The following is a 21,001-nucleotide window of genomic DNA, read 5'->3' as shown; positions in this document are numbered from 1 at the left end:
GAAAACGAAGACAGCGCTCCCGTCCGGCGACAGTGTCGGCGGAGACACGGGATAATTGCTTAGCGGAAATCGGAGGCAATGGACCTTCGCAAGCGTCAGCGGGCCGGCGCCGAAAGGTGCATAGACCGCGACAGGATCAGTGGCCCCGCTGCCGCATCCAACGACCACTGGAGTGGCCGCTCCCGCCCCACAAGCCGGGAATGTCGCCCACAGAAGCAGAGTTAGCACTGGGAAACGATAGCGCATGATGCCCCGCGCAAAGTTGGGTCCTGGTGTGAGGCAAACCTGACGGTTTTGCTATTCTGGCGGCAGCGACCGGTTTTCGGTAGTCGCTACATATCCGGAAGCCACCCATCTCGATCATTGCGTTCGCAATGCAGCTACCCGTCCGCCTGGCGCCAAAAGCCGACTCTGGCCCATCGCCCGGAAGCGGACATACCCGATTGATCTGCTCAAGGCCGGCTCTCGACCCTTCTCGGACTCTGTCCAAATCGACTGGGAATGTCCTGCTCGGTTCAGGATTCGAAGGGCAATCCCTTTGATGGCGGCAACACTTACAAGCTGCGCCTGCCGCCGAATATCCCGGTCGAGGATTTCTGGTCGGTCATCGCCTACGACAACCAGACCCGCTCGATGGTGCAAACCGACCAGCAAGCCCCAAGCGTCAGCAGCCAAGACAAGGGGGGCAAGGTCAATGCGGATGGTTCGGTCGATGTCTACTTCGGACCCAAGGCCCCGGCGGGAATGGAGAACAACTGGGTGCAGACGATTCCGGGCAAGGGCTGGTTCATGATTCTTCGCCTCTACGGCCCGCTGGAGCCGTGGTTCAACAAGACCTGGAAGCCGGGCGAGATCGAACTCGTCAGGCGGTGAACACTAATGGCAAACCCCGTTGTCGGACGTATCCCGGGCGTCCGGCCGAGTAAGCCAGTTCAATTTCTCTGAGAGATGGCTGCCAGTTTGGCAGCCATCGAGTTCCTGCACAGTCAGCAGAGCTAGTCGCTCTCTGCGGACCATCGCTCCATCGCCTCAGCAGCAGGTACGAGCACCGTGATCGTGTTTCCCTCGACGCCGGAGACGAGCCCGAGATCGAGGTAGTGGTGCGTCCCACCCGATGCGGAATCGTTCTTCTTCAATTTGAGCAATTGTCCCGCCAGCCCATCGATGGTGCCGACATGGCCGCGGTCCGAGCCGACGACTTCGAGGCCTTCCCGGATCTGATCTACGAACATCATGGTTTGAGCTCCCGTTTCGAGTGCGGTCGAGGCTGCAACGCGCCGGCCGGTTGGTTCCAGCCTGCTTCCTGCCTTGCCCCATGACGCTTCGGTCGCCGCGCGCAGGCCTCATAAGGGTTGGTCAGGTGCACGGTCCGCCCCGAAGCAGCAGCCGAACTTAGGGCTTGATCAAACCGTTCCTGTTCGAAGGAACACATCGTGCTCACAAGCCGTTGTCGTCGAGATGAACCTGCGCGCCCGCGCCACCCAGAACCACGCCCGGAACCATGCGCCCAAGGAGATCGCCGTGACACTCCGCACGCTCGCTCCCGACGAACAAATCGAGATCACCCTCGGCCTGAATGGCAGGCCCGTTCACATCGAGGTCGATGCCGCAACGACCTTGCTCGATCTCTTGCGCAACCATCTCGCACTGACCGGGACCAAGAAGGGCTGCGATCACGGTCAATGCGGCGCGTGCACGGTGCTGATCGATGGCGAGCGCATGAATTCCTGCCTGAAACTCGCGGTGATGCTGGACGGCAGCGATATCACCACGATCGAGGGCCTGGCGGAGGATGGCGCGTTGCATCCCATGCAGCGCGCCTTCATCGAGCGCGATGCATTCCAGTGCGGCTATTGCACGCCGGGACAGATCTGCTCGGCCGTGGCGCTCGTCGCCGAAGGCCGCGCCCATAGCCGCGACGAGATCCGCGAGCTGATGAGCGGGAATATCTGCCGCTGTGGCGCCTATCCGAACATCGTCGACGCCATCGAGGACGTCATCGCCCAGCAGACAGGGCACGTGCGGGAGGCCGCAGAATGAACCGCTTCTCTTATCTCCGGGCCGAGAGCCTCGAAGGCGCGCTCGGCGCGCTGGCAGCCGACCCCGGCGCCCGACTGATTGCCGGCGGCACAAACCTGCTCGATCTGATGAAATATGATGTTGAGCAGCCGGACCGCCTGATCGACATCACCCGCCTCGGGGATCTCGATACGATCGCCGAGACCGCGGACGGCGGCATCCTGGTGGGGGCGCTCGTCTCTAATACGACGATCGCCTATCACCCGTTGGTTGCCCGGACTTTCCCGCTGCTGTCAAGCGCGATCTTGGCGGGCGCGACCCCACAACTTCGCAACGCCGCGACGGCCGGCGGCAATCTCAACCAGCGCACCCGCTGCCATTATTTTTACGATGCCGCATTGCCCTGCAACAAGCGCGAACCTGGCAGCGGCTGCCCGGCGATCAAGGGCGTGAACCGCAATCATGCCATTCTCGGCGCGAGCACCGACTGCATCGCAACCCATCCCTCCGACATGTGCGTCGCGCTTGCCGCACTCTCGGCGAGCGTCCATGTCGCCGGGCCGCAGGGCACCCGGACGATCGCGATGGCGGATTATCATCGGCTGCCGAACGGTTCACCGGATCGCGACACGACGCTCGGCGCGGGCGAGATCGTCACCGGCATCGAGTTGCCCGCCGAGGCGCAACGTTTTGCCGAGCACCACAGCTATCTCAAGCTGCGCGACCGGCTCTCTTATGCCTTCGCGTTGGTTTCCGTCGCGGCCTGTCTGGAAATGGGCAGTGGCGGTGCGATCCGCGATGCGCGGCTGGCACTTGGCGGCGTTGCTCACAAGCCTTGGCGTCGGCCGCAGGCAGAAGAGGTGCTGATTGGCCGTAAGCCCGACGATGCGAGCTTCGCCGCGGCGGCGGACGTTCTGCTGGAAGGAGCACAGGGCCGCGAGCACAATGCCTTCAAGATCGAGCTCGCGCGCCGCGCCATCATTCGCGCACTGACCCAAGCCGCAGCCGGGACGCCGCAATCGCAATCCGACAAGCGCATCGCCTGAGGGAGCACGGCCATGATCAGCAACGATCCCCATGTCGGCTCGCCGCGGAGCCGGGTCGACGGCGTAGCCAAGGTCACCGGCCGCGCGACCTATGCAGCCGAGTTCGTTGCTCCGGACCTGCTTCATGGCTGCATCGTCGGCAGCGCGATTCCGCGCGGCAAGATCCGCGATTTCGATCTCACGGCAGCGCTTGCCGTGCCGGGTGTGGTGACGATCTTCACCCATGAGAACCGCGCTCACACCGCCTGGTTCGACAGCAGCTACCGGGACCAGGTCGCCCCGCCCGGCAAGCCGCTCCGCCCGCTCCACGACGCCACCATCCAGCACAGCGACCAGCCGATAGCCTTGGTCGTCGCGTCGAGCTTCGAGGCCGCCCGTGACGCAGCCTCCCTAGTCGGCGTGTCCTATGAACGAGAACCGCACGAAACCGATCTCGAGCGCGCCCGCCGGGACAGTTATGAGCCGCCGAAGAAGCGCGCAGGCATCGCGCGGCCGCCCGATCCGAAAGGCGACGCGGAAACTGCCTTCGCAGACGCCCCGATCAAGGTCAGCGCCGAGTACCGCGTCCCGACCGAGCACCATAATCCGATGGAACTGCACGGGACGACGGTGGTCTGGGAGGGCGACGGGAAGATCACCGTCCACGACAAGACGCAGGGCGCGCTCAACACGCAAGGCTATGTTACGTCGGTCTTCGGCCTGGCAACCGAGGATGTCCGCGTCGTTTCTCCCTTCGTCGGTGGCGCCTTTGGCTCCGCGCTGCGGCCGCACCACCAATTGTTCCTCGCGGTGATGGCTTCGCTGGCACTTGAGCGCTCCGTGCGCGTCGAGATGACCCGCGCCCAGATGTTCAGCCATGCGCATCGTCCGCAGACGATCAATTCTGTTGCGATCGGCGCCGATGCCGAGGGGCATATTCGCGCGCTACGGCATCATGCGGTCGCCGCGACCTCAGCCTACGAGGACTATCAGGAGAACGTCGTCAACTGGTCGGGCATGCTCTACCACAGCGGGACGACGAAGCTCGGCTACGAACTCGCCAAGCTGGACATTCCTACGCCCGGCGACATGCGGGCGCCCGGTGCGCCGACAGGCCTGTTCGCGCTGGAAAGTGCCATGGACGAATTGTCCTGTGCCGCTGGCATCGACCCGATCGAGCTCAGGCTCAGGAACTACACCACACGGGACGAGAACGACGACAAGCCGCTGACCTCCAAGGAACTGCGCGCCTGCTATGCCGAAGGCGCCGCTTGCTTCGGCTGGCACAGGCGCACGCCGGCGCCGCGCTCGATGCGAAGTGGCAAGGAGTTGGTGGGCTGGGGCATGGCCAGCGGCGTCTGGGAAGCGATGATGATGAAATCCTCCGCCCGCGCGACGCTGACGCGCGACGGCAGGCTTGAGATCGCCTGCGCCGCATCCGATATCGGAACGGGCACCTACACGATCCTCAGCCAGATCGGGGCCGATGCACTCGGGCTCGATCTCGAGGCCGTCACTGTGAAGCTCGGCGATTCATCGCTTCCACCAGCCCCGATCCAGGGTGGCTCCTGGACGGCGGCCTCCTCTGGGAGCGCGGTAACGGTAGCCTGCCGAAGCCTGTGCGAGACCCTGCTGAAACACGCAAAGTCCATCGAAGGATCGCCACTGTCCGGCGCCAGGATCGATGACGTCGTCTTCAATGGCGGGTTCGTTCGGTTGCGCCAGGAGCAATCAAGCGCCGTCTCTATCGTCGATGCCCTGAGTGCCGCGCAGGTCGAGCGGATCGAGGCAGAGGAAACCGCCAGCCCCGGTCTGATCGCGCCGCTGCGCCGCGCCTCCTACACGCATTCGGCCGTCTTCGCCGAGGTCCATGTCGACGAGCAGCTCAATATCGTGCGCGTCACCCGGGTGGTGAGCGCCATCGCCGCCGGGCGCATTCTCAACCCCAAGACGGCGCGCAGCCAGATCATCGGCGGCGTGGTCTGGGGCATCGGCATGGCCCTGCACGAGGAGACGCTGACCGACCATCGCTTCGGCCGGTTCATGAACAGGAACCTTGGCGAGTATCATGTACCAGCCAATGCCGACATCGGCGGGATCGAGGTCCTCTTTGTCGAGGAGCATGACGACCTGATCAATCCGATCGGCGTGAAGGGGCTGGGCGAGATCGGCGTCGTCGGCACGGCGGCGGCCATCGCCAACGCCATTCATCACGCGACCGGCAAACGCATCCGCAGCCTGCCAATCACCGTCGACAAGCTGCTCGCGGCGTGAGGAGCAGCATAGACCCCGTTCAGTGATCTTCCACGTCAGGATAGCAGCGGCACGCGTCCGTCGATTGCGTCACATCGCGAAGCTTGCGCGGGTCCAAGGCAAAAGCCTCAGCAAAAGCCCGGGCGAAGTCCTCGTCTGTGAAACGGATCACGATTCCGGAGCCAACAATAATCTTCACCTGATGGGCGACATCCCCTTCAGTGAGCCACGCATCAATTTCGTCAAGGCGAGATAGAAAACCTGGCCCACCGATGGGGATGAGGATCTCGTATTTCCACACTCGGGAGCCTTCAGCCGGGAATGCACTCATCACATTGCCAAGCCTCTGTCGTCGCTGCCTGCCCGCCCTCGTCGTCTGAGCAAAGATGCGCGTGATGTCCAGTCCCGAACGAAGCCAGGACGCGCAGGAGCCATCGAAGGGCGCCTCGGTGACCGCACCTGCAAACCCGCCCGTTCAGTGCCCCGCCTCCGGGGGCGGGCGTGACTCCGCGAATGCTAGCACCGGAGGGAAAATGGGCAAACCCCAGCGACGCACGCGGCCGAGGGAACATATTGCTCACTCCCGAATTTTGGGGGCGTCTATAACGGTTTAATGACGGCGTGGCGGCGCTCGCAATGGAAACCGAACAAGGGAACAGGGGGGCGTCGCATGAGTTTTATCTCGCAGAGCGTCGGAAAATTGGGGGCTGCCACAGACAATACGAGGCTGGGCTAAATCGATGATCACAAGGAAGGCTGAAACCTGGAGCGCAGCAGCACTCGATCAACAGGAGGGCGCAACATCGCACCACAGGGGTCACTGCGTTGTGCCCTTGAGCATGCTCGACCGCCTCGGTTGTGGTTACCTCGCCATAGAGGAACACCGGCACATCATCGAGGCAAATCCCACGGCCCGATTGATCCTCGGCGGCGAGACGGGCTCAGTTCAGAGTCTCACGGAACTCATGGGCGCGTTCAAGCGATTGATCGCGCGGGCGCCGAACCGACCGGCCCTCGGGTCGATGAGCTGGATCGTCATCGGGAACAAGGACGATGCGCCGTTCATATTAAACCAGGCTCAGCCCGCAGATGCTGTTACACCCGGTATCAGCGTGGTGATGCTGGTCGATCTTGAGGCTCACCTGCAACCCAATCCTTACATGCTTCAGCGCATGTTCGGGCTCACCTTGGCCGAGACCCGAATTGCGCTTCAATTGGCGCGCGGCGATCAGCCCACCGATGTCGCCCGAAGCTGCAACGTCAGCCGAACTACCATTCGCTCGCAACTGGCCTCGGTCTTCGCCAAGACCAGTACTCGGCGTCAGGCGGAGTTGGTGAAGTTGCTGGCTCTGCTGGCTCTCCTTCCCTGAGAAACCGTGAGGGATGGTGTTTATTGTTGGCTGGTAGGAAAACTCGTGCCCCCTGCATCGTCCGCAGCGATGAACGCATGCGCGAAGAGTTCGGTTGGAAACCGGATCAGTAGGGCGGAATAATCAAATGAAGAAAGGACCTCGTAAGGGATTTGCCACTCGCTCAGCCAGCTATCCATTACATGAAGTCGAGATAGCAACTGGCTATCCCCGATCGGGATTACGACGTAGTAAATCCACGTCTCTGAGACTTCGGAACGGTCCATCCGCCTGCTCCCCGGCGAGGGCAGCGCCCCAGGGTACGGGCTCTCAGATAAAAGTAGAAGATCCCTCTCGCTGTTCCATCAAATGACAATAGAGGAACAAAAAAGGCCCGCGACGTCCTCGCGGGCCAAGTCAGGGGTCATGGGCAGTCCTTCTGGGAAACGTATTTGGAAAGCCGAGGTTCCGCGCAATCGCGATAGGACCCGCCCCCGGCGCGCCGCGAGCAGCAACCTGCTCAAGCCGCCAGAGAGTACCGAGAACTCTTCCCGTGAGGCTGGCCCGCCGGAGAATTCAGATCGGGCCAATTCTACCCTTAGGAGCAAATCCTGCCCCGGGCAGACACGATTTGAAGTGGCATAGCCTCGCCGTCATGCAGGCGGATTCATCTGTCTAAGGTGTTCCATGCGAAGCCTCCGAGATCGTGCAGGCCTCGAAGACTTTGCGGGTAAAGCCTACGGCGCGGCTGAGTGCGAGTACGCTCGATTGATCGGCCTCCCAAACTAGTTGCGATCACGCGCCGAACGACGCGATCGTCGGCACGATTTCCTCATCGATCTTGAGGCGGCAAGGCCGTCATGCCAGCTCGGCGGAAGCCTTCTCGTCGACGAGGCGCTCGGTTTGCGCCTCACTGAACTCGCTGCCGAGCCTAAGTGGCGCACCTGGCCGCGGAATCCAAGCTTCGCGCGCCGACGTCATGCCCTCCGCGGCCCGGAGGCCAGCACCTGTCGACGTCCCTGGAACAAGTGCCCGAGCGCGCGGTTTGATTGTGCATATATGGCAACTGTTTCAGGGAGATACCGATGAAACGAATGATCATCGCCGCTGCGTTCTACGGGGCGACGGTCCTGGCTGCTCAGGCGCAGACGTCGACGACCGCACCTACTCCTTCCCCAAATGCGCCCGCCGATGCGAATGCGCCGCTGCCCGGTGCCAATAGCTTCACCGAAGGCCAGGCGAAGAGCCGCCTCGAGGCCAACGGCTACACCGCAGTGTCCGAACTGAAGAAGGACGACAACGGCGTTTGGAAGGGCAGGGCGACGCACGATGGCCAGCCGGTCAACGTGAGCGTTGATTACCGCGGCAACATTACGCGCAACTGAGGATCTCGCAGATGACCCAGACAATCACGCGTTCGTACGATACCTATCAGCAGGCTGAGTCCGTGGTGCGAAAGCTGAAGGACGCTGGCGTCGCGGATTCCGATATCAGCCTTGTCGGCCGCCACGCCGATGTCGATGAAAGCCACACGGGCGAGGGGGCTGGAGTCGGCGGCTTGATCGGCGGTGCCGCCGGATTGCTGGCGGGCCTCGGCCTGATTGCGATCCCCGGCATCGGCCCTGTGGTGGCCGCTGGCTGGCTTGCTGCTACCGCCGCGGGAGCCGCGACCGGCGCCGTCGCCGGGGGGCTTGTGGGCGCCCTGACGAGTTCGGGCGTCAATGAAAAGGACGCCCACTACTACGCAGAGGCGGTGAGGCGAGGCGGCAGCGTTGTGGCTGTGCGGGCAACCGACGAACAGGCACCTACGGTCGTGGCAATCATGGACGGCGCGACACCCATCAACACAATCGACCGGCGCGCTGCCTATGAGAGGGAGGGCTGGACACAGTTCGATCCCGAAGCTCCGCCGTATGTGCGGCCCTCGATTTAACTGACCAGGAGCCCCCATCAGCAATGACGGGGCCTCCTTCAGCAATTTTGCATGCGGCTGGTGGTCTAGGAGTTTGCACCAACAGCCTGCCACCCCGCGCCGCTATCTCGATCGATCACCTTCTCAGCGGTGGGCGCAAGGCCACGAATGTATGTGCCGATGGGATCGGGAACTTGGCGACGTCGTCACGGATGAGAATGCATGGCCCAGTATTTTTTCGACATCGAGATCAACACCGAACTGGTCGTAGACGACGAAGGAATAGACCTTGAAGATCACGTCGCCGCGCGTCTTTCGGCGCTTTCAAGTCTCGGCGACATTATCGCCGAGCATATCCAGGCCAGTGACGACCTGAGAGTGGATATGAGAATCCGCTACGCCGATGGAACCCCCATTTTTGCAGCGAAGCTGACGCTCAGTAGCCAGTGGCTAACGCCAGTTCCCCCCTCTCAACTTCGGCAGACGGTGCCCCGCAAGACGGAACCGTGAGATAGGCATCATCTTGAGTGGCGCACTGCTGCTGGAAACTGCGGCCTACAACCGGGCGCCACAATCAGGATGCCGAGGCGGCGCCAAGCACATTCCAAGAAGACCCGGACCCTCACTCGGCCATGAGCTTGTCGATCGTGATCGGCAGGCTGCGTACACATTTGCCTAATCGCGTGAAAGATCGCCTGGCCGACGGCGGCTGCGGTTCCCACGATGCCTATATCACCTAGGCCTCTTGCCGCGCTCGGCCGTCGATATCGGCATTTGTGACGTTCCCTCGACGGGAAGAGAACAGGGCGACGCTGGCCCATGAGGCGGGGCCGTGGCCGCGAGCCACTCCGCGGATGGGGCACCCGTCGGATGAACTCGAATTCGTCCTCATAATCCTCAAATGCTGCCCGCGAGTTGCTCACGCTCTAACGACGGTTGTCCTGGGTCATCCCGGCGCTGATACCTTAGGATCTCGTAGTCATTTCTGCTTGCTCAGGCCGTGGAACCAGGGGCATGCCGAGCGCGTTTATGCCCAACACGGGCATGGGCAGCACAATCATGAAAGCCGTTCTTCCGGTTGTGCTTATCGGGGCGGTTCTGAGCGTCGCCGTGGCGGCGACGCCTGCGGATGCCGCCCGAAGAAGGAAGACCCGGCCTCTTACCGCCGTCCCTCCCGCAGCGACCGCCGCGCAACCTCCCGCAGATAGATTTCTGGCCTGCGACGTGCGGGTTCGGGACTATCTTCGCGAGGGCGGAGCGGTGATCCTGGCCACGAAGATCGAAGTGGATGACGCGCGACTCCAGTTGAACATTCACCATGAGTACGGAGAGGCCGGAAAATCCGCCCGAAAATACCTGCGCGGGGAAACTGAAGAAGAAATGCGCAAGAGTCTGCGCGCAATCCTGGACGAGTATGCGGCAGCGGCAAAGGCCGCAGCGGATAATCGCGCGTGGTATGTGATCGTTCCGCGCAAGGTCATGCCGGACGCCCGCCCCGACTCGCGCGACAGTTCGGGCGAAACCACGGGTCCGTGGACGGCCATTGTCCTGGCGGATGTCGAGGGGCGATGCAGACCTGTGGCGTTCTATCAGTCGGTCGATCGAAACAAGCTCGATCCTGAGCTGAACAAGAAATTGGACGAGGACCAATAAGCCGCGGATCCAGCAGTGGTGGCATGTATCGGTGGCTCAACCGCTCATTCCCGATCCAGCATGTCGGCGATCGCCTTGATACGGGTTCTTGCGTATTTCGGCAGACCGGCGCTCAGCGAGTTGCCGCTGTTGAAGGAGCTGTTGCCCATGAGCAGTTGGCCGGGCACGAGGTTCCGAAGGACCGGTGTCTTGCTGTATTCCCTTTGCTTGTTCAGCACGTCGTTCCTGACCGCGACCACGATGTAGACCGTCGCAATGGCGGCGTTCGGCTCGGTTGGATGCTGTTGCACCACGGCGAGAAGCTTGCCGAACTGCATGACCTGGTTGGCCCAAAAGATGTTTTGCTCGAGGGCACTGGTAACCTGCGAATCGAGCCCGGTTAGGCTCGGCAGTTCGGCGAGGTCCGGTCCGGCGAGGATCCTGATCTCGCTCTGGAACTCGACGAAATCCGGAATGGGTTTCTTGCTCTCCTCGCGCAGCTTGTTGGCGAGCTGAATGCCAGCCGGGATTTTTCCTTCGAACACATAGCGAGACTGTGTGCAGGTCGCCGTAGCCTCCTCGCACCAGCGGCGATCGGGCGGGCGGCTGCGTGCGGCGCCCGCGGCTTTATTGGGAATGGCGTCGGCTGCCGCGATCGGCTGGTGCTTGACCGCCGGATCGACACGCTCGAGGAACGCGATATTGGCATAGCGCGACAGATCCAGCGCCGCCGCCGGTCTCGTTAGTCGAAAGCGGGCTTCCGCCAGGTAAATCGAAAGCCTGAGTTTTGCCTGCTCGTTGCCGGTGGGCTCGAGGAAGGTCGGGAAAAGCGAGAGGAAGCGCTGCTGAACCGGGCGCGCGCGCGCCCACGCTTCGAAGGCAATGAGACCGGTCGAGGGATCGGCGAGCTTGGCGTCGCCCTGGTCGGCAAAGATAACGCTGCGCGGCTTGATATGAGCAATTGGAACGCCGGCGACGGCCGGTACATCTTCCAGCCATAACTCCTGCGCGTCCGCGCCCGTGTGCGCGACCAGCCAGGCGGTAAGGAGAAGAGCGGTGCGGCTGGTTCTCATGGCAATGCTCACTGGAGCCGCCGCCAGAAATAGTCGGGGTCAACGCGTCGCGGCGGTCGCGGAAGCCGGTCATCGTCATCGAAATATCCGCCCCAAGGGGGATTTTCGCGTGGAACAAGACGCCAAGGCGCGATCGGGAACGGGCGGTTGTCGCCGTAGCGAGGCCTGTCGGGGGACCATTGCTCGAATGGCTCATGGTCTTCGCCGTCGTCGCTGCGATGTCGGGCGTAGCTCTCTGCGCGGGAGACGATCTGGAATTGCGTGTCACCGATTCTGCCTGACGCGTCTCTCCTGAGATACTCGGTGAAAGCGTGCTTGGAGCCGGCCGGCGCCGGATCACCAGTGTAAGGGTCGATCGCAAAGGTAGCGAGCTGACGCATGGCGTCGCGCGATGGTCCCCGCAACGCCGTCTTGGGGGCCTGCACCTCCCAGGCCGCCTGCATGATCGGCTCGAATATCGGCAGCGCCACTTTGCCCCCGGTCTGACCCCGCCCGAGCGTGCGGCGTTCGCCGTCGCCGTTGTCGTAGCCCACCCAGATGGCGATAGTTATGTCGTTGCTGAAGCCGACGAACCAAGCATCGGCCGTGTCGTCGGTGGTCCCGGTCTTGCCGCCGACATAGGGTGAGAGATGCTTCACTACGCGCGCAGTTCCACGTGCGAGGACGCCCTGCAACATCGATTTCAACTGGTAGAACGAGGCTCGATCGGCGGAGCCGATCCAGGTCGGGGCATTCGAATCGTGCCGGTAGATCGGGCGGCCGCCCTGTTCGATGCTTTCGATAGCATATGGACGGGGCAGGGCGCCTTCATTGGCGATTGCCGCATAGAACGCAGCAAGATCAATAAGCCGTACGGCCTGGGCACCAAGCACGAACGGATAGTAGCGCATGCAGTCCTTGTAGAGCTGCGCTTCCATTGCAAGCTCGCAGACGCGGTCGAGGCCGTGCTCGGCGCTGTCGGCGAGGCCGGTGGCGAGCAGTTGCACGGTAGCGAGATTGCGGGAATTTTCCAGCGCGCCGCGCAGCGTGATGGCGCCCAAAGCGCCGCCATCGTAGTTCTTCGGCGACCAGAAACCGCGCTGGCGCGCGTCGGCCGTTGCGCCAATCGGCGCCAGCGTGATGGGTGCGTCCATCACCAGCGTATTGGGTTGCAAGCCTTTTTGCAGAGCGGCAAGATAGGTCAGGGGCTTCACGGTCGAGCCGGGTTGCCGCGCGCTCTGAACGACACGGTTGAGCTGACTTGCCGGATAGGAAAAGCCGCCGGCCATCGCGAGAATACGGCCGGTCTGATTCTCAAGCACGAGCACCGCCCCCTGCACACCCGGCCGAACGCGGAGATCGGCCCGTGCCGTTTGCTTGCCTCTGGCGTCGGGCACCTGCACGTAGACGACGTCGTACGGTTTGAGATTGCGCCGAATCGCGGCGCTCCAGGTGTTCAGCGGCAGGATGCGTCCGTCGATCAGGCCGATCGTGATCGCGTTGCCGCGTTTGCCGTACGTATTGTCCAGCACGACCGCCGATTCCCAGTGAACATCGTAGAGCGGCAGTCTTGTCGTCTTCAGCGTCGCGAGCCAGGCCGGCTCCACGAGCGTCGGATCCGCCGCGACAAGACGGACGGCTTCGGAGATGTTCGCCTCGGGTCCCGTGAATTTGGAACGAACGGTGCTCAACTCGTACCGCGCGAGGCCTTCCTGCAACACTGACTCCGTGACACGCTGCAAGGCCGGATTGATGGTCGCGCGCACCGTGTAGGACGACTGTGTGAGCGTATCGAGCTTGGCGGCCGCCTTTGCCTCCCGGGCGACGTAGTCGACAAAGTGGAACCCCAGGTCCCGCCGCATCGGCTTGTATGCGACAAGTTGCGGCAAGTCCGCCTGCGCCGTGGCGGCGTCGATCATGCCGTCCTCGTGCATGCGCCCTAGCACGTAAGCCATGCGCGCGTGAGCACGCGCGGGGTGACGATCGGGATTGAAGGCGTTCGGTCCCTTGGCGAGCCCGGCGATCAGCGCACCCTCGACTGCGGATAGCGCCTTCGCCGGTTTACCGAAATAGCTCTGCGCAGCCAATTCGATACCCCATGCTCCGCGACCGAGATAGATCGAGTTGAGATAGAGCTCGAGAATCTCCGCCTTGGTCAGGGCGCGCTCCATGCGGGAGGCGACGATCATCTCGCGCAATTTTCTTTCGTAGGTGACGTCGTTCCCGACAAGCAGGTTCTTGGCGACCTGCTGCGTAATGGTCGAGCCGCCCTGCGGCCGTCCCGGCTGCGCCAAATTTCCGATGAACGCGCGCACCAGCCCGCGCTCATCGATGCCTGCGTGCTGATAGAAGCGCTTGTCTTCGGCGGCGATGAAGGCGTTGCGGACTACGTCCGGGATCTCGACGAGCGGCACCGGGAGACGGCGGTTGTTCGGCGTGTAAACCTCCGCAAAGCGCTCGCCCTTGCTGCCGAGGATCACGCTCATGCCCGGCTGAAGATGCTTGAGTTGCGCAACGTCGGGCAGGTCCTTGACCGAGTCGTTGTAGAAGGTGATGACCTGACCGAGATCGACGGACGAGTTCTCCACGTTCTCGAGCTTGCAGAACTGCCGATAGGCCCCGTGCAGGTCGGCCAGTTTCAAGCCCTTGAGCGCCTTGATCTCCGCGCTCAGGTCCTCCTTGTCATCCGTCGCGGTGGCGATCAAATCGTCGAGGTTGATGTCCTCGATGTCAAAAGCCTTGCGCATGTGGACGCAGCCGGCATTCAGGAGCTGCGCCACCTCGGCGCGGCCGCTCACGGTGTCGAACTCGGTCTTCACCGCATCCGGCCGGGTAGTAACCTGGCTGAACGTAAGCGCCGTGGCGAAGATCTTGATGAGGATCGTGTCCATTCTGCTGACGCGCGAACAGCCGCCTCGTAAGTCCGCTCATAGCGAACAGATCAATACCAACAACCGGTTGAGGAGAAGGTTCCCGTCGCGGCGGACGTCTTACCGAAGTCGCCGAATTTCACTTGGTCATCCTACCAACGTAGTTGCTGCGTTGCCTCGCGCCATTCGGTCATGCGCAAGGAGCTCCAGGAGCTGACTCTGGCTCGCCGCTCGAAGGCGGACCCACGCGGCGTAGCTGTCCTAAGGATCGACATCGACCCTCCGCGGACTGGACCCGACCACGCCGGGCATTCGTTGCCCTCCTCGCCGAAGCCGCGCGAGGCATCGGACGAGTTCTTGGCATCAACACGGCTAGAGGCCTGCCTTGAAGGATAGATAGTTCCTAGAATCGCAAATCTGCCACCATATGGTCGCTAAATTATCAGATCAGCTTCAGTCTCTGACCGCATTCGCATTGTGGAATTATTCGACTATCCACCGCTCATGGAAAGAAATCCGATGCGAAAGTTCATAACAGCTATGGTCGGCGCTACATTCATTCTGGCAGGGAGCGCGAATGCGCAGGGTCTGTCACAATCCACGCCTCCAACCACATCACCGCAGCGGGACGGTGCAACTATCAAGACGGTGAGCGTCGTCGATCTCGATGCACTCCCGGCTGCGGCCCAAGTGCAGGTGAATCAGGTCGTGACCAACCGTTCGGCAGACGAGATCCAGAAAATGCAAGCGGCTATAGAGAATGAGCCGGAGCTGAAATCGGCGCTTGCGGCGAAGGGCTTCACTTCACGGGACGTGGTCGTTGCCCAGCTCGATGAAGACGGCGAGCTGACCATCGTTGCGAAACGGGCGAGCTGACCGCCGTATGGCGCGCATCCTGGCTATGCGGCGTCGCGAGCCGCATAGCCATTTCGGAAAGGGACTATCCGAACGGTGACAATCTGAAGCGCCGGCCCTCTTGCGGGCTACGCATTCATGATTGCCACATGCGGGGCCGCAATACGGCACAAGACTCGCGAAATCACCTCAGAAACTCCGAAGAATGTTCATGCTGCGCCGTTTGCATGGGTCTGCGTCGCTCGTTCCGACCTAGCGCGGCGGTCCAATTGTTCGAGGCGAGTGGCGTTTGAGATTGCCCGATACCGTCGCGCAATCAGACTAGGAGAAGCCTATGAATGGCGTGAAACTGTCCGTGACTGTACTTGCGATGTCTGCCGCACTTGCGGGGCCTGCACTGGCGCAGGGCCTCTCGGTCGATACCCAGACTCGCGGCAAGACAAAAGGCACAATCGGCGGTCCCGCGACGTCGGCCAGCGGAAATGCCGGCGTCGATGCTGAGGTCGTGGCCCCACGCACCAAGGCAGGCGTCAGCGGGAATGGCAGTGCTGGAGCCAAGGCTGGGAAGAAGGCCAATGGTGCTGCTGGCGCATCTGGAAACACGAAAGCCGACACACTCGACTAGTCCGTTTATCATCGAGCCCAAGTAGGGTTCGGCAGGGTAGGCCTGCCAACCGAACAAGGAGTGAGGCGCGCGGTCATGGCCCGGCCTCACTCGGCAATTTAGCCAGTCACTCCATCATTTTGGCTTTGGCCTTCGCCGCGCCGGCCTGACGCTATCATCGGTACGCTGCCCTGAACTTGGAACAAGTTTCTGAGCTGAACGTTCGCGCGGCAGCGGCAATCGCGGAGCGATCGCAATGCTTATGGTCTGGGTGGGAGCGCCATTCGCCGATCACTCACTGAGGATGTTCGGTGAATGTGGTCCTAAGCGTTCTGTGCGGCAATCTTTCGTCCGAAATGGCGCTTAATCCTCTTCACTTCCAACGATTTTCGCGAATTCTTCGGAATCCATCGGCCTGCCGAACAGGTACCCCTGTCCCAGTTCACAGCCCATGTCCCTCAGCCGAATACGCTCCTCCTGGGTCTCGATTCCTTCGGCGACGATCTTGAAGCCAAGTTCCTGCGAGAGACGAACGATAGCCTCGACAATGATGGTTTTGGACCGGCTCTGATCCAGGCCCTGAACAAAGCTGCGATCGATCTTAAGCTCCGTGATCGGGAAGTCCTCCAGATACCGCAAATTCGCGTAACCAGTCCCGAAATCATCGATCGACAGGCCGACGCCAAGCTCGCGTAGGCGCTTCATGACCGTGATCATGGCTGGGGAATTTTCCGTCATCTGATCTTCGGTCAGCTCCAGGGTGAGCCAGCTAGGGTCGATGCCACTGGCCGCGATGATCTCAGCGACGAAGGTTGGCATGTCGCGCAACTTGAACTCGACCGGGGAGACATTGACTGAAAAATGGAGCTTTTCGGCACGGCGCTCGTTCATCTGCGCGGCAAGCGCCGCCACGTCACCCAGGCCTCGGGCGCTGATCTCAAGGATCAGGCCGGTGTCCTCGGCATGGTTGATGAAGCGGCCAGGCAACTGCGTGCCGAACAATCCGTGCCGCCAGCGCAGCAAGGCTTCTGCGCCAACGACCGCACCTGTGCAAAGATCAACCTTGGGCTGATACTGAAATCCGAACTCGTCGTTCGCCAGCGCCTTTTGCATTTCGTTCGTCAGGCGAATGCGGTTGCGACTCTGAATTTCGTCCTCGGCCCTGAACTCGCACGCCTCGCGGGATGGAGAGGATTTCGAGCGCCGGAGGGCGGCTCCGGCCCGACCGAGCACCAACCTCGTGTCGAAGCCGGCCTCGGCGACCACGAAGCCGGTGGCAAACCGAATGGTGATCGTCGCTCCGGAAACGACGAAGGTGGCCGACAATGCAGAGATCACCCTCTTGATGATTTCAGGGCCTTCATCGGAGCTCACGAGCGGCTTTACCAGCGCAAATTCATTCGAGTCGATGCGTCCCACGACGCCGATGCCGGCGCTGCCTATGCGTTCGGCGATTTGGACGAGAACCTGATCGCCGACGTCGAAGCCATAGCCGGAGTTGATGTCATGAAAGCCCGCGACATCCAGCTTTGCGATCAGCACAGGACCTTTGCCCGTGGCAGCGAGGCCTGCCACCTCCTCGGCGAAAGCATTGCGGTTCAGCGATCCGGTCAGCAGATCGAAGCGCGCGCTGCGCTCGATCTTGTCCAGGGCTCGCTTGCGCGTTGTCACATCACGCATCAGGCCGAGATAATGTGTCGGCTGGCCGTTTGCGGCACTGATCGGTTCGAGCCTCAACTCATTCCAGAACGGCGTACCGTCCTTGTGGTAGTTGCGAAGAGTCACGCAAATGCTGCGACGACGTTCGATTGCCCGGCGGATGTCCCGGATCTCGGGCTGTAGGCGATCGCCGCCCTGTAGGTAGCGGCAGTTCTTTCCAATCGCTTCGCTGCTGGAGTAGCCGGTGATGCGCTCGAATGCCCGATTGACATAGGTCAACCCGCAGTCCTTATCCCCCAGATCGCTGACGAGGACGCCATCCGGCGACAGATCAATCACGCTCCTGACCACCGCCCAGGGGATCTTTTGGTTGGACGAGGGGCTCGGCACTTCGTTAATCGAATGAGTTTGCCGAAGTAGATTAGCGGTGAATGGCTCATGCGGACCTGTTCTCGCCGGATCGTTCGCTCTGGACCTTAGCCGCGAGAGGTTCCGGGCAATCGGCTTGGCAGGCACTGATGATCGGCAATTCGGCATTGCCGGGAGATACGAATGAAGCTGGTCTTCTCGACGACGGACGTCCCCGGTCGCGATCGCTTTGACTACTGGCACAGCGTTGCATGCCAGAACGTGACCAATCACGATTCAAGTCCCAGTTGCCGGCCGAGATTTCACGCCGAACTGCGAGCGGGCGAGCTTGCTGACTTCAAGCTCGTGGAATTCAGCAATGCTGCGATGACCGTCGCCCATAATGCCGGCCATGCAGCGCAGGCGGATCCTGAAGAGGTTCTGATCTGTAGACAGGGCGCGGGCCGCTTGATTGTGGAGCAGGAAGGTCGTCAGGTCTTGCTGGAACCAGGGGACATCACGCTTCTCGATCCGCGCTCGCCCTATGTCGCGGAATTCTCGCCCAACTCGCACCTGCTGGTCGTCAAGGCGCCGCGACGCGAACTCGAGGGGCGCATCGGTTCGATGCGGTCCATCGTTGCGTACAATCTCCGCTCAACGGAGCCGACGGTCGGTTTGACCGGGGAATTTCTTGCCGCGGTGCCCAATTATGTGGGGCGGCTTGATTCGCTGGCGGAGGGGCTGGTCAGAAATCAGGCCCTTGACCTCGTTGCACTGTCTATCGGCACGGCAATGGGCGACCTGCCTCCGAATGCCTCTACGGCACGATTGCTCGCCCGCATGCGAGTGCGCGCGGCCATAGAAGCGGGTCTGCAAAATCCACGGCTCAACGCGTCAGCGATCGCCTCGACCGCAGGCGTGAGGGTGCGATATGCCAATTCCGTCCTGGCTGACGAACATACCTCCATCTCGCGCCTGATCCAGGAGAGGCGGCTTGAGCGCTGCCGAAAGGCGCTGGAAGATCCGGCCCAAGCCCATCGCTCGGTGAGCGAGATTGCCTACGCATGGGGGTTCTCAGACATGACTCATTTTGGTCGGAAGTTCAGGCACGCCTTTGGTCCGTTGCCGAGCGAGTATCGTCGCGCTCGGGCCGCCCGCACCCCATAGCCGAAGGTGTCGGCTAATCCCGATAGGGGGTGACTGCGAGCCATTCGACGTGACGATGAGGCCGTCGCGCCAGACGAAGCCTGATGCCTGCGTGCGATGAGATATGACCGAAACGAGGCTCGACGCCAGACGCTGGACGATTCCTTCCAGCGCCGTGGAAACATCCTGGATGTCTGTGCTCATGGGGCCTCCGGAATGCATGCTGGCGAAAGGGCATGGAATAGAGATGCGCCGGGACCTGGATCTCGTCCACTAGCCATATGGGCAGGCGAGGGCGGGAGCGGGCGGCTTACCGGTTGGGCGTGCGAACGGAGCCGCCTGCTGGTGAGATTGCATTGATTTTCCGTTCGACTGGTCCGGGCGGAAAGTAAGAATTCACGCGGTATCGCTCCATGGTTCCTCGTGTCCGGGACCTGGCCGGGCTCAGCCCTTCTTCGGCGGGGGCCGCGTCGCCATATCCTGGCAAACAACGCAGGGCGGTTCCACCAATGCTCGACGTTACACCTCGCTTCGTCCTCAACGAGGACGACTTCGATTCGTCCACGCCTCCGCTCTCACCAGCAAGCGATGGCGCGCTGCTCGATGCTTATTCGCTTGCCGTCACCGACGTGGTGGAGCGGGTGGGCCCGGCCGTCGTCAGGCTTGATGTCCGCAGGCACGGGCGCCCCTCCGGCTCCGGCTCGGGCGTGATCCTGTCGCCGGACGGGCTCATTCTCACCAACAGCCATGTCGTGCAAGGCTCGGCGCGGGTCGGGGTGCAGATGCCAGACGGACGGCATTTCGATGCGCGTCTGATCGGCGATGACCCGGATACCGATCTGGCGCTCGTCCATGCCGAACCGCCCGTGAGCCTGCCGACGGGCCGTCTCGGTGACAGCGGGCTGCTGAAGCGAGGACAGATCGCCGTCGCCATCGGCAACCCGCTCGGGTTCGAGGCGACGGTGACGGTCGGCGTGATCTCGGCGCTCGGCCGCTCGCTGCGCGCCAAGAACGGCCGGCTGATCGACGATGTGATCCAGACCGATGCTGCGCTCAATCCGGGCAATTCGGGCGGCGCGCTGGTGTCATCGCGGGGCGAGGTCATCGGCATCAACAGCGCCATGATCATGGGCGCGCAAGGCATCAGCTTCGCGGTGGGGTCGAACACGGCGAGCTTCGTGATGGGCGGCCTCATCCGCCACGGCCGGGTCCGCCGGGCCTCGATCGGCATCGCGGCGCACCCGGCCGTGATCGCCCGTCGCATCCAGGTTGCGGCTGACGTGGATCAGGCGGCTGGCGTCATGGTCGACTCCGTGGAGGGCGGAGGCGCGGCTGATGTGGCCGGCATACGGGCAGGAGACATCATCGTGGCGGTCGACGGCACCCGTGTCTCCGGCGCCGACGACCTCGTGCGCCTGCTGGCCGAGGATAAGATCGGCCGGCCCACCGCCTTGGGACTGCTGCGCAATGGCCGCCGGCAGGTCATTGAGGTCACCCCGCGCGAGAGGCGGGGGACATGAAGGCCGTTCCCCGTGACTGCTTCAGCCGCATGGGCTCACGCAGCAAAACGGATGGACGCGAACTCATTGAAGTCGTTGACGAAGCCGTGCTCGTTCGCGAGGCCCCCTTCATCTCAGGAAACACGGGAGGCTCACATGGGACCCTCAGAGCCAGTTGCTTCCGGCCAGGATCTTGCGCTGCGCATGAATGCAGCGTTCCCGCGCCGCGATTGGGTTGCTCTCTTGGCGGAACGGTCGGGAGAGAGTCGTGAGTTCGTGGAATGGCATCTTCAAGAAGACATCGCACCTCCGGAGACGCTGTTGCGCGCAGCCTCAGGCCTGCTCGACGAGAATGCCGCCAGCGACAACTCTCAAGTGGATTCCCGGACATGACGCTCAGAAACCACGAGGAATATGAGGCTGCCGTACAGCGCGCCGCCGCGTTGAGCGACGCGCCCGAAGGATCTCCGCAGGCGGCCGAGTTCCGTCAGCTCACCGCTGAGATCCGCCGCTGGAATGAGGCGGACAAGGACGAGAACAGTCACGGGCCGGCCCCGTCCCACAGCTTGCTCACGCCGGACGATCTTCCCTTTTCGGGGCTGCCGGGCAATCTCGGGAAGCTCAGGAAGGACTGAGCCGTTCTCAGTCAAATGATCGGATGACCACCGGTCACAGGGATGGTGGCACCCGAGACGTGGCTCCAACGCGGATTGGCCAGCGATATCCCGTCATTTCGGCAAGCCCGCGCGCCTGCTCAACGATGCCGAGGTACAGGGTT

Annotated in this window: 19 protein-coding genes and 1 pseudogene; 15 read left to right on the top strand and 5 right to left on the bottom strand. The window is 62.3% G+C overall.

Annotation, left to right across the window (positions count from 1 at the left end; translation table 11 throughout):
• Nucleotides 1–516: 516 nt before the first annotated feature.
• Nucleotides 517–873: pseudogene (locus AC1DW9_RS26530) on the top strand (DUF1214 domain-containing protein); the annotation flags it as partial.
• 122 nt (nucleotides 874–995) lie between these two features.
• Here AC1DW9_RS26530 and AC1DW9_RS26525 read toward each other — a convergent pair.
• On the bottom strand, nucleotides 996–1,235 hold the full coding sequence (locus AC1DW9_RS26525; protein WP_476777095.1) for a DUF2171 domain-containing protein: 240 nt from the start codon (nucleotides 1,233–1,235) through the stop codon (nucleotides 996–998).
• Between the two features lie 223 nt (nucleotides 1,236–1,458).
• Here AC1DW9_RS26525 and AC1DW9_RS26520 point away from each other — a divergent pair, with 223 nt between their 5' ends.
• Genes AC1DW9_RS26520 through AC1DW9_RS26510 form a run of 3 tightly spaced genes read left to right on the top strand, consistent with a single transcriptional unit; the run spans nucleotide 1,459 to nucleotide 5,318 of the window.
• Complete coding sequence (locus AC1DW9_RS26520) at nucleotides 1,459–2,040, top strand: (2Fe-2S)-binding protein (RefSeq protein WP_476777094.1); 582 nt, start codon at nucleotides 1,459–1,461, stop codon at nucleotides 2,038–2,040.
• Nucleotides 2,037–3,065, top strand: a complete 1,029-nt coding sequence (locus tag AC1DW9_RS26515) for an FAD binding domain-containing protein (RefSeq protein ID WP_476777093.1) — start codon at nucleotides 2,037–2,039, stop codon at nucleotides 3,063–3,065. Before AC1DW9_RS26520 ends, AC1DW9_RS26515 begins: the two co-directional genes overlap by 4 nt.
• A gap of 12 nt (nucleotides 3,066–3,077) precedes the next feature.
• Nucleotides 3,078–5,318, top strand: coding sequence for a xanthine dehydrogenase family protein molybdopterin-binding subunit (locus AC1DW9_RS26510; protein WP_476855224.1), 2,241 nt, complete (start codon nucleotides 3,078–3,080; stop codon nucleotides 5,316–5,318).
• Nucleotides 5,319–5,337: 19 nt separating this feature from the next.
• Here AC1DW9_RS26510 and AC1DW9_RS26505 read toward each other — a convergent pair whose 3' ends face one another.
• Nucleotides 5,338–5,628, bottom strand: a complete 291-nt coding sequence (locus AC1DW9_RS26505) for a hypothetical protein (protein ID WP_476777091.1) — start codon at nucleotides 5,626–5,628, stop codon at nucleotides 5,338–5,340.
• Nucleotides 5,629–6,136: 508 nt separating this feature from the next.
• On the opposite strand from AC1DW9_RS26505, the gene AC1DW9_RS26500 reads away from it, so the two are divergent.
• The 5 genes from AC1DW9_RS26500 (at nucleotide 6,137) to AC1DW9_RS26480 (ending at nucleotide 10,211) form a co-directional block, all read left to right on the top strand.
• Nucleotides 6,137–6,667 (top strand): helix-turn-helix transcriptional regulator, encoded by a 531-nt coding sequence (locus AC1DW9_RS26500; protein WP_476777090.1) that lies wholly within the window; start codon nucleotides 6,137–6,139, stop codon nucleotides 6,665–6,667.
• Nucleotides 6,668–7,731: 1,064 nt separating this feature from the next.
• Complete coding sequence (locus AC1DW9_RS26495) at nucleotides 7,732–8,031, top strand: PepSY domain-containing protein (protein WP_476777089.1); 300 nt, start codon at nucleotides 7,732–7,734, stop codon at nucleotides 8,029–8,031.
• Nucleotides 8,032–8,042: 11 nt separating this feature from the next.
• Nucleotides 8,043–8,579 (top strand): hypothetical protein, encoded by a 537-nt coding sequence (locus AC1DW9_RS26490; protein ID WP_476777088.1) that lies wholly within the window; start codon nucleotides 8,043–8,045, stop codon nucleotides 8,577–8,579.
• A 201-nt stretch (nucleotides 8,580–8,780) separates the two neighbouring features.
• Complete coding sequence (locus AC1DW9_RS26485) at nucleotides 8,781–9,068, top strand: DUF6894 family protein (RefSeq protein ID WP_476777087.1); 288 nt, start codon at nucleotides 8,781–8,783, stop codon at nucleotides 9,066–9,068.
• Between the two features lie 504 nt (nucleotides 9,069–9,572).
• A complete protein-coding gene (locus AC1DW9_RS26480) occupies nucleotides 9,573–10,211 on the top strand; it encodes a hypothetical protein (protein WP_476777086.1) in 639 nt (212 codons plus the stop codon).
• A 44-nt stretch (nucleotides 10,212–10,255) separates the two neighbouring features.
• On the opposite strand, the gene AC1DW9_RS26475 is transcribed toward AC1DW9_RS26480, so the two are convergent.
• Complete coding sequence (locus tag AC1DW9_RS26475; RefSeq protein ID WP_476777085.1) at nucleotides 10,256–11,263, bottom strand: hypothetical protein; 1,008 nt, start codon at nucleotides 11,261–11,263, stop codon at nucleotides 10,256–10,258.
• A gap of 8 nt (nucleotides 11,264–11,271) precedes the next feature.
• Nucleotides 11,272–14,133 carry a penicillin-binding protein 1A gene (locus tag AC1DW9_RS26470; RefSeq protein ID WP_476777084.1) on the bottom strand — a complete coding sequence of 954 codons (2,862 nt, stop codon included), beginning with the start codon at nucleotides 14,131–14,133 and terminating at the stop codon, nucleotides 11,272–11,274.
• Between the two features lie 498 nt (nucleotides 14,134–14,631).
• Here AC1DW9_RS26470 and AC1DW9_RS26465 point away from each other — a divergent pair, with 498 nt between their 5' ends.
• Together AC1DW9_RS26465 and AC1DW9_RS26460 are read left to right on the top strand one after the other, a co-directional pair.
• Nucleotides 14,632–14,988, top strand: a complete 357-nt coding sequence (locus tag AC1DW9_RS26465) for a hypothetical protein (RefSeq protein ID WP_476777083.1) — start codon at nucleotides 14,632–14,634, stop codon at nucleotides 14,986–14,988.
• Between the two features lie 313 nt (nucleotides 14,989–15,301).
• Nucleotides 15,302–15,592, top strand: a complete 291-nt coding sequence (locus AC1DW9_RS26460) for a hypothetical protein (RefSeq protein ID WP_476777082.1) — start codon at nucleotides 15,302–15,304, stop codon at nucleotides 15,590–15,592.
• Nucleotides 15,593–15,934: 342 nt separating this feature from the next.
• Here AC1DW9_RS26460 and AC1DW9_RS26455 read toward each other — a convergent pair whose 3' ends face one another.
• Nucleotides 15,935–17,569 (bottom strand): putative bifunctional diguanylate cyclase/phosphodiesterase, encoded by a 1,635-nt coding sequence (locus AC1DW9_RS26455; protein ID WP_476777081.1) that lies wholly within the window; start codon nucleotides 17,567–17,569, stop codon nucleotides 15,935–15,937.
• A gap of 213 nt (nucleotides 17,570–17,782) precedes the next feature.
• Here AC1DW9_RS26455 and AC1DW9_RS26450 point away from each other — a divergent pair, with 213 nt between their 5' ends.
• The 4 genes from AC1DW9_RS26450 (at nucleotide 17,783) to AC1DW9_RS26435 (ending at nucleotide 20,858) form a co-directional block, all read left to right on the top strand.
• The gene (locus AC1DW9_RS26450) at nucleotides 17,783–18,745 is read left to right on the top strand and encodes an AraC-like ligand-binding domain-containing protein (RefSeq protein WP_476777080.1); all 963 of its coding nucleotides are present in this window, start codon (nucleotides 17,783–17,785) and stop codon (nucleotides 18,743–18,745) included.
• A gap of 488 nt (nucleotides 18,746–19,233) precedes the next feature.
• Nucleotides 19,234–20,244 (top strand): S1C family serine protease, encoded by a 1,011-nt coding sequence (locus AC1DW9_RS26445; RefSeq protein ID WP_476777079.1) that lies wholly within the window; start codon nucleotides 19,234–19,236, stop codon nucleotides 20,242–20,244.
• Between the two features lie 135 nt (nucleotides 20,245–20,379).
• Nucleotides 20,380–20,616 carry a hypothetical protein gene (locus AC1DW9_RS26440; protein ID WP_476777078.1) on the top strand — a complete coding sequence of 79 codons (237 nt, stop codon included), beginning with the start codon at nucleotides 20,380–20,382 and terminating at the stop codon, nucleotides 20,614–20,616.
• On the top strand, nucleotides 20,613–20,858 hold the full coding sequence (locus tag AC1DW9_RS26435) for a hypothetical protein (RefSeq protein ID WP_476777077.1): 246 nt from the start codon (nucleotides 20,613–20,615) through the stop codon (nucleotides 20,856–20,858). Before AC1DW9_RS26440 ends, AC1DW9_RS26435 begins: the two co-directional genes overlap by 4 nt.
• Nucleotides 20,859–21,001: the final 143 nt, after the last annotated feature.

It is taken from the genome of Allobosea sp. P4_E12 (assembly GCF_056401655.1).
The sequence above is the reverse complement of the archived record's forward strand: the minus strand, read 5'-3'. Positions and strand labels throughout refer to the sequence as shown.

Coding starts and splice junctions, on each gene's coding strand:
- AC1DW9_RS26525 (WP_476777095.1), bottom strand. CDS start 1,235: ATGATGTTCGTAGATCAGATCCGGGAAGGCCTCGAAGTCGTCGGCTCG.
- AC1DW9_RS26520 (WP_476777094.1), top strand. CDS start 1,459: ATGAACCTGCGCGCCCGCGCCACCCAGAACCACGCCCGGAACCATGCG.
- AC1DW9_RS26515 (WP_476777093.1), top strand. CDS start 2,037: ATGAACCGCTTCTCTTATCTCCGGGCCGAGAGCCTCGAAGGCGCGCTC.
- AC1DW9_RS26510 (WP_476855224.1), top strand. CDS start 3,078: ATGATCAGCAACGATCCCCATGTCGGCTCGCCGCGGAGCCGGGTCGAC.
- AC1DW9_RS26505 (WP_476777091.1), bottom strand. CDS start 5,628: ATGAGTGCATTCCCGGCTGAAGGCTCCCGAGTGTGGAAATACGAGATC.
- AC1DW9_RS26500 (WP_476777090.1), top strand. CDS start 6,137: ATGCTCGACCGCCTCGGTTGTGGTTACCTCGCCATAGAGGAACACCGG.
- AC1DW9_RS26495 (WP_476777089.1), top strand. CDS start 7,732: ATGAAACGAATGATCATCGCCGCTGCGTTCTACGGGGCGACGGTCCTG.
- AC1DW9_RS26490 (WP_476777088.1), top strand. CDS start 8,043: ATGACCCAGACAATCACGCGTTCGTACGATACCTATCAGCAGGCTGAG.
- AC1DW9_RS26485 (WP_476777087.1), top strand. CDS start 8,781: ATGGCCCAGTATTTTTTCGACATCGAGATCAACACCGAACTGGTCGTA.
- AC1DW9_RS26480 (WP_476777086.1), top strand. CDS start 9,573: ATGCCGAGCGCGTTTATGCCCAACACGGGCATGGGCAGCACAATCATG.
- AC1DW9_RS26475 (WP_476777085.1), bottom strand. CDS start 11,263: ATGAGAACCAGCCGCACCGCTCTTCTCCTTACCGCCTGGCTGGTCGCG.
- AC1DW9_RS26470 (WP_476777084.1), bottom strand. CDS start 14,133: ATGGACACGATCCTCATCAAGATCTTCGCCACGGCGCTTACGTTCAGC.
- AC1DW9_RS26465 (WP_476777083.1), top strand. CDS start 14,632: ATGCGAAAGTTCATAACAGCTATGGTCGGCGCTACATTCATTCTGGCA.
- AC1DW9_RS26460 (WP_476777082.1), top strand. CDS start 15,302: ATGAATGGCGTGAAACTGTCCGTGACTGTACTTGCGATGTCTGCCGCA.
- AC1DW9_RS26450 (WP_476777080.1), top strand. CDS start 17,783: ATGAAGCTGGTCTTCTCGACGACGGACGTCCCCGGTCGCGATCGCTTT.
- AC1DW9_RS26445 (WP_476777079.1), top strand. CDS start 19,234: ATGCTCGACGTTACACCTCGCTTCGTCCTCAACGAGGACGACTTCGAT.
- AC1DW9_RS26440 (WP_476777078.1), top strand. CDS start 20,380: ATGGGACCCTCAGAGCCAGTTGCTTCCGGCCAGGATCTTGCGCTGCGC.
- AC1DW9_RS26435 (WP_476777077.1), top strand. CDS start 20,613: ATGACGCTCAGAAACCACGAGGAATATGAGGCTGCCGTACAGCGCGCC.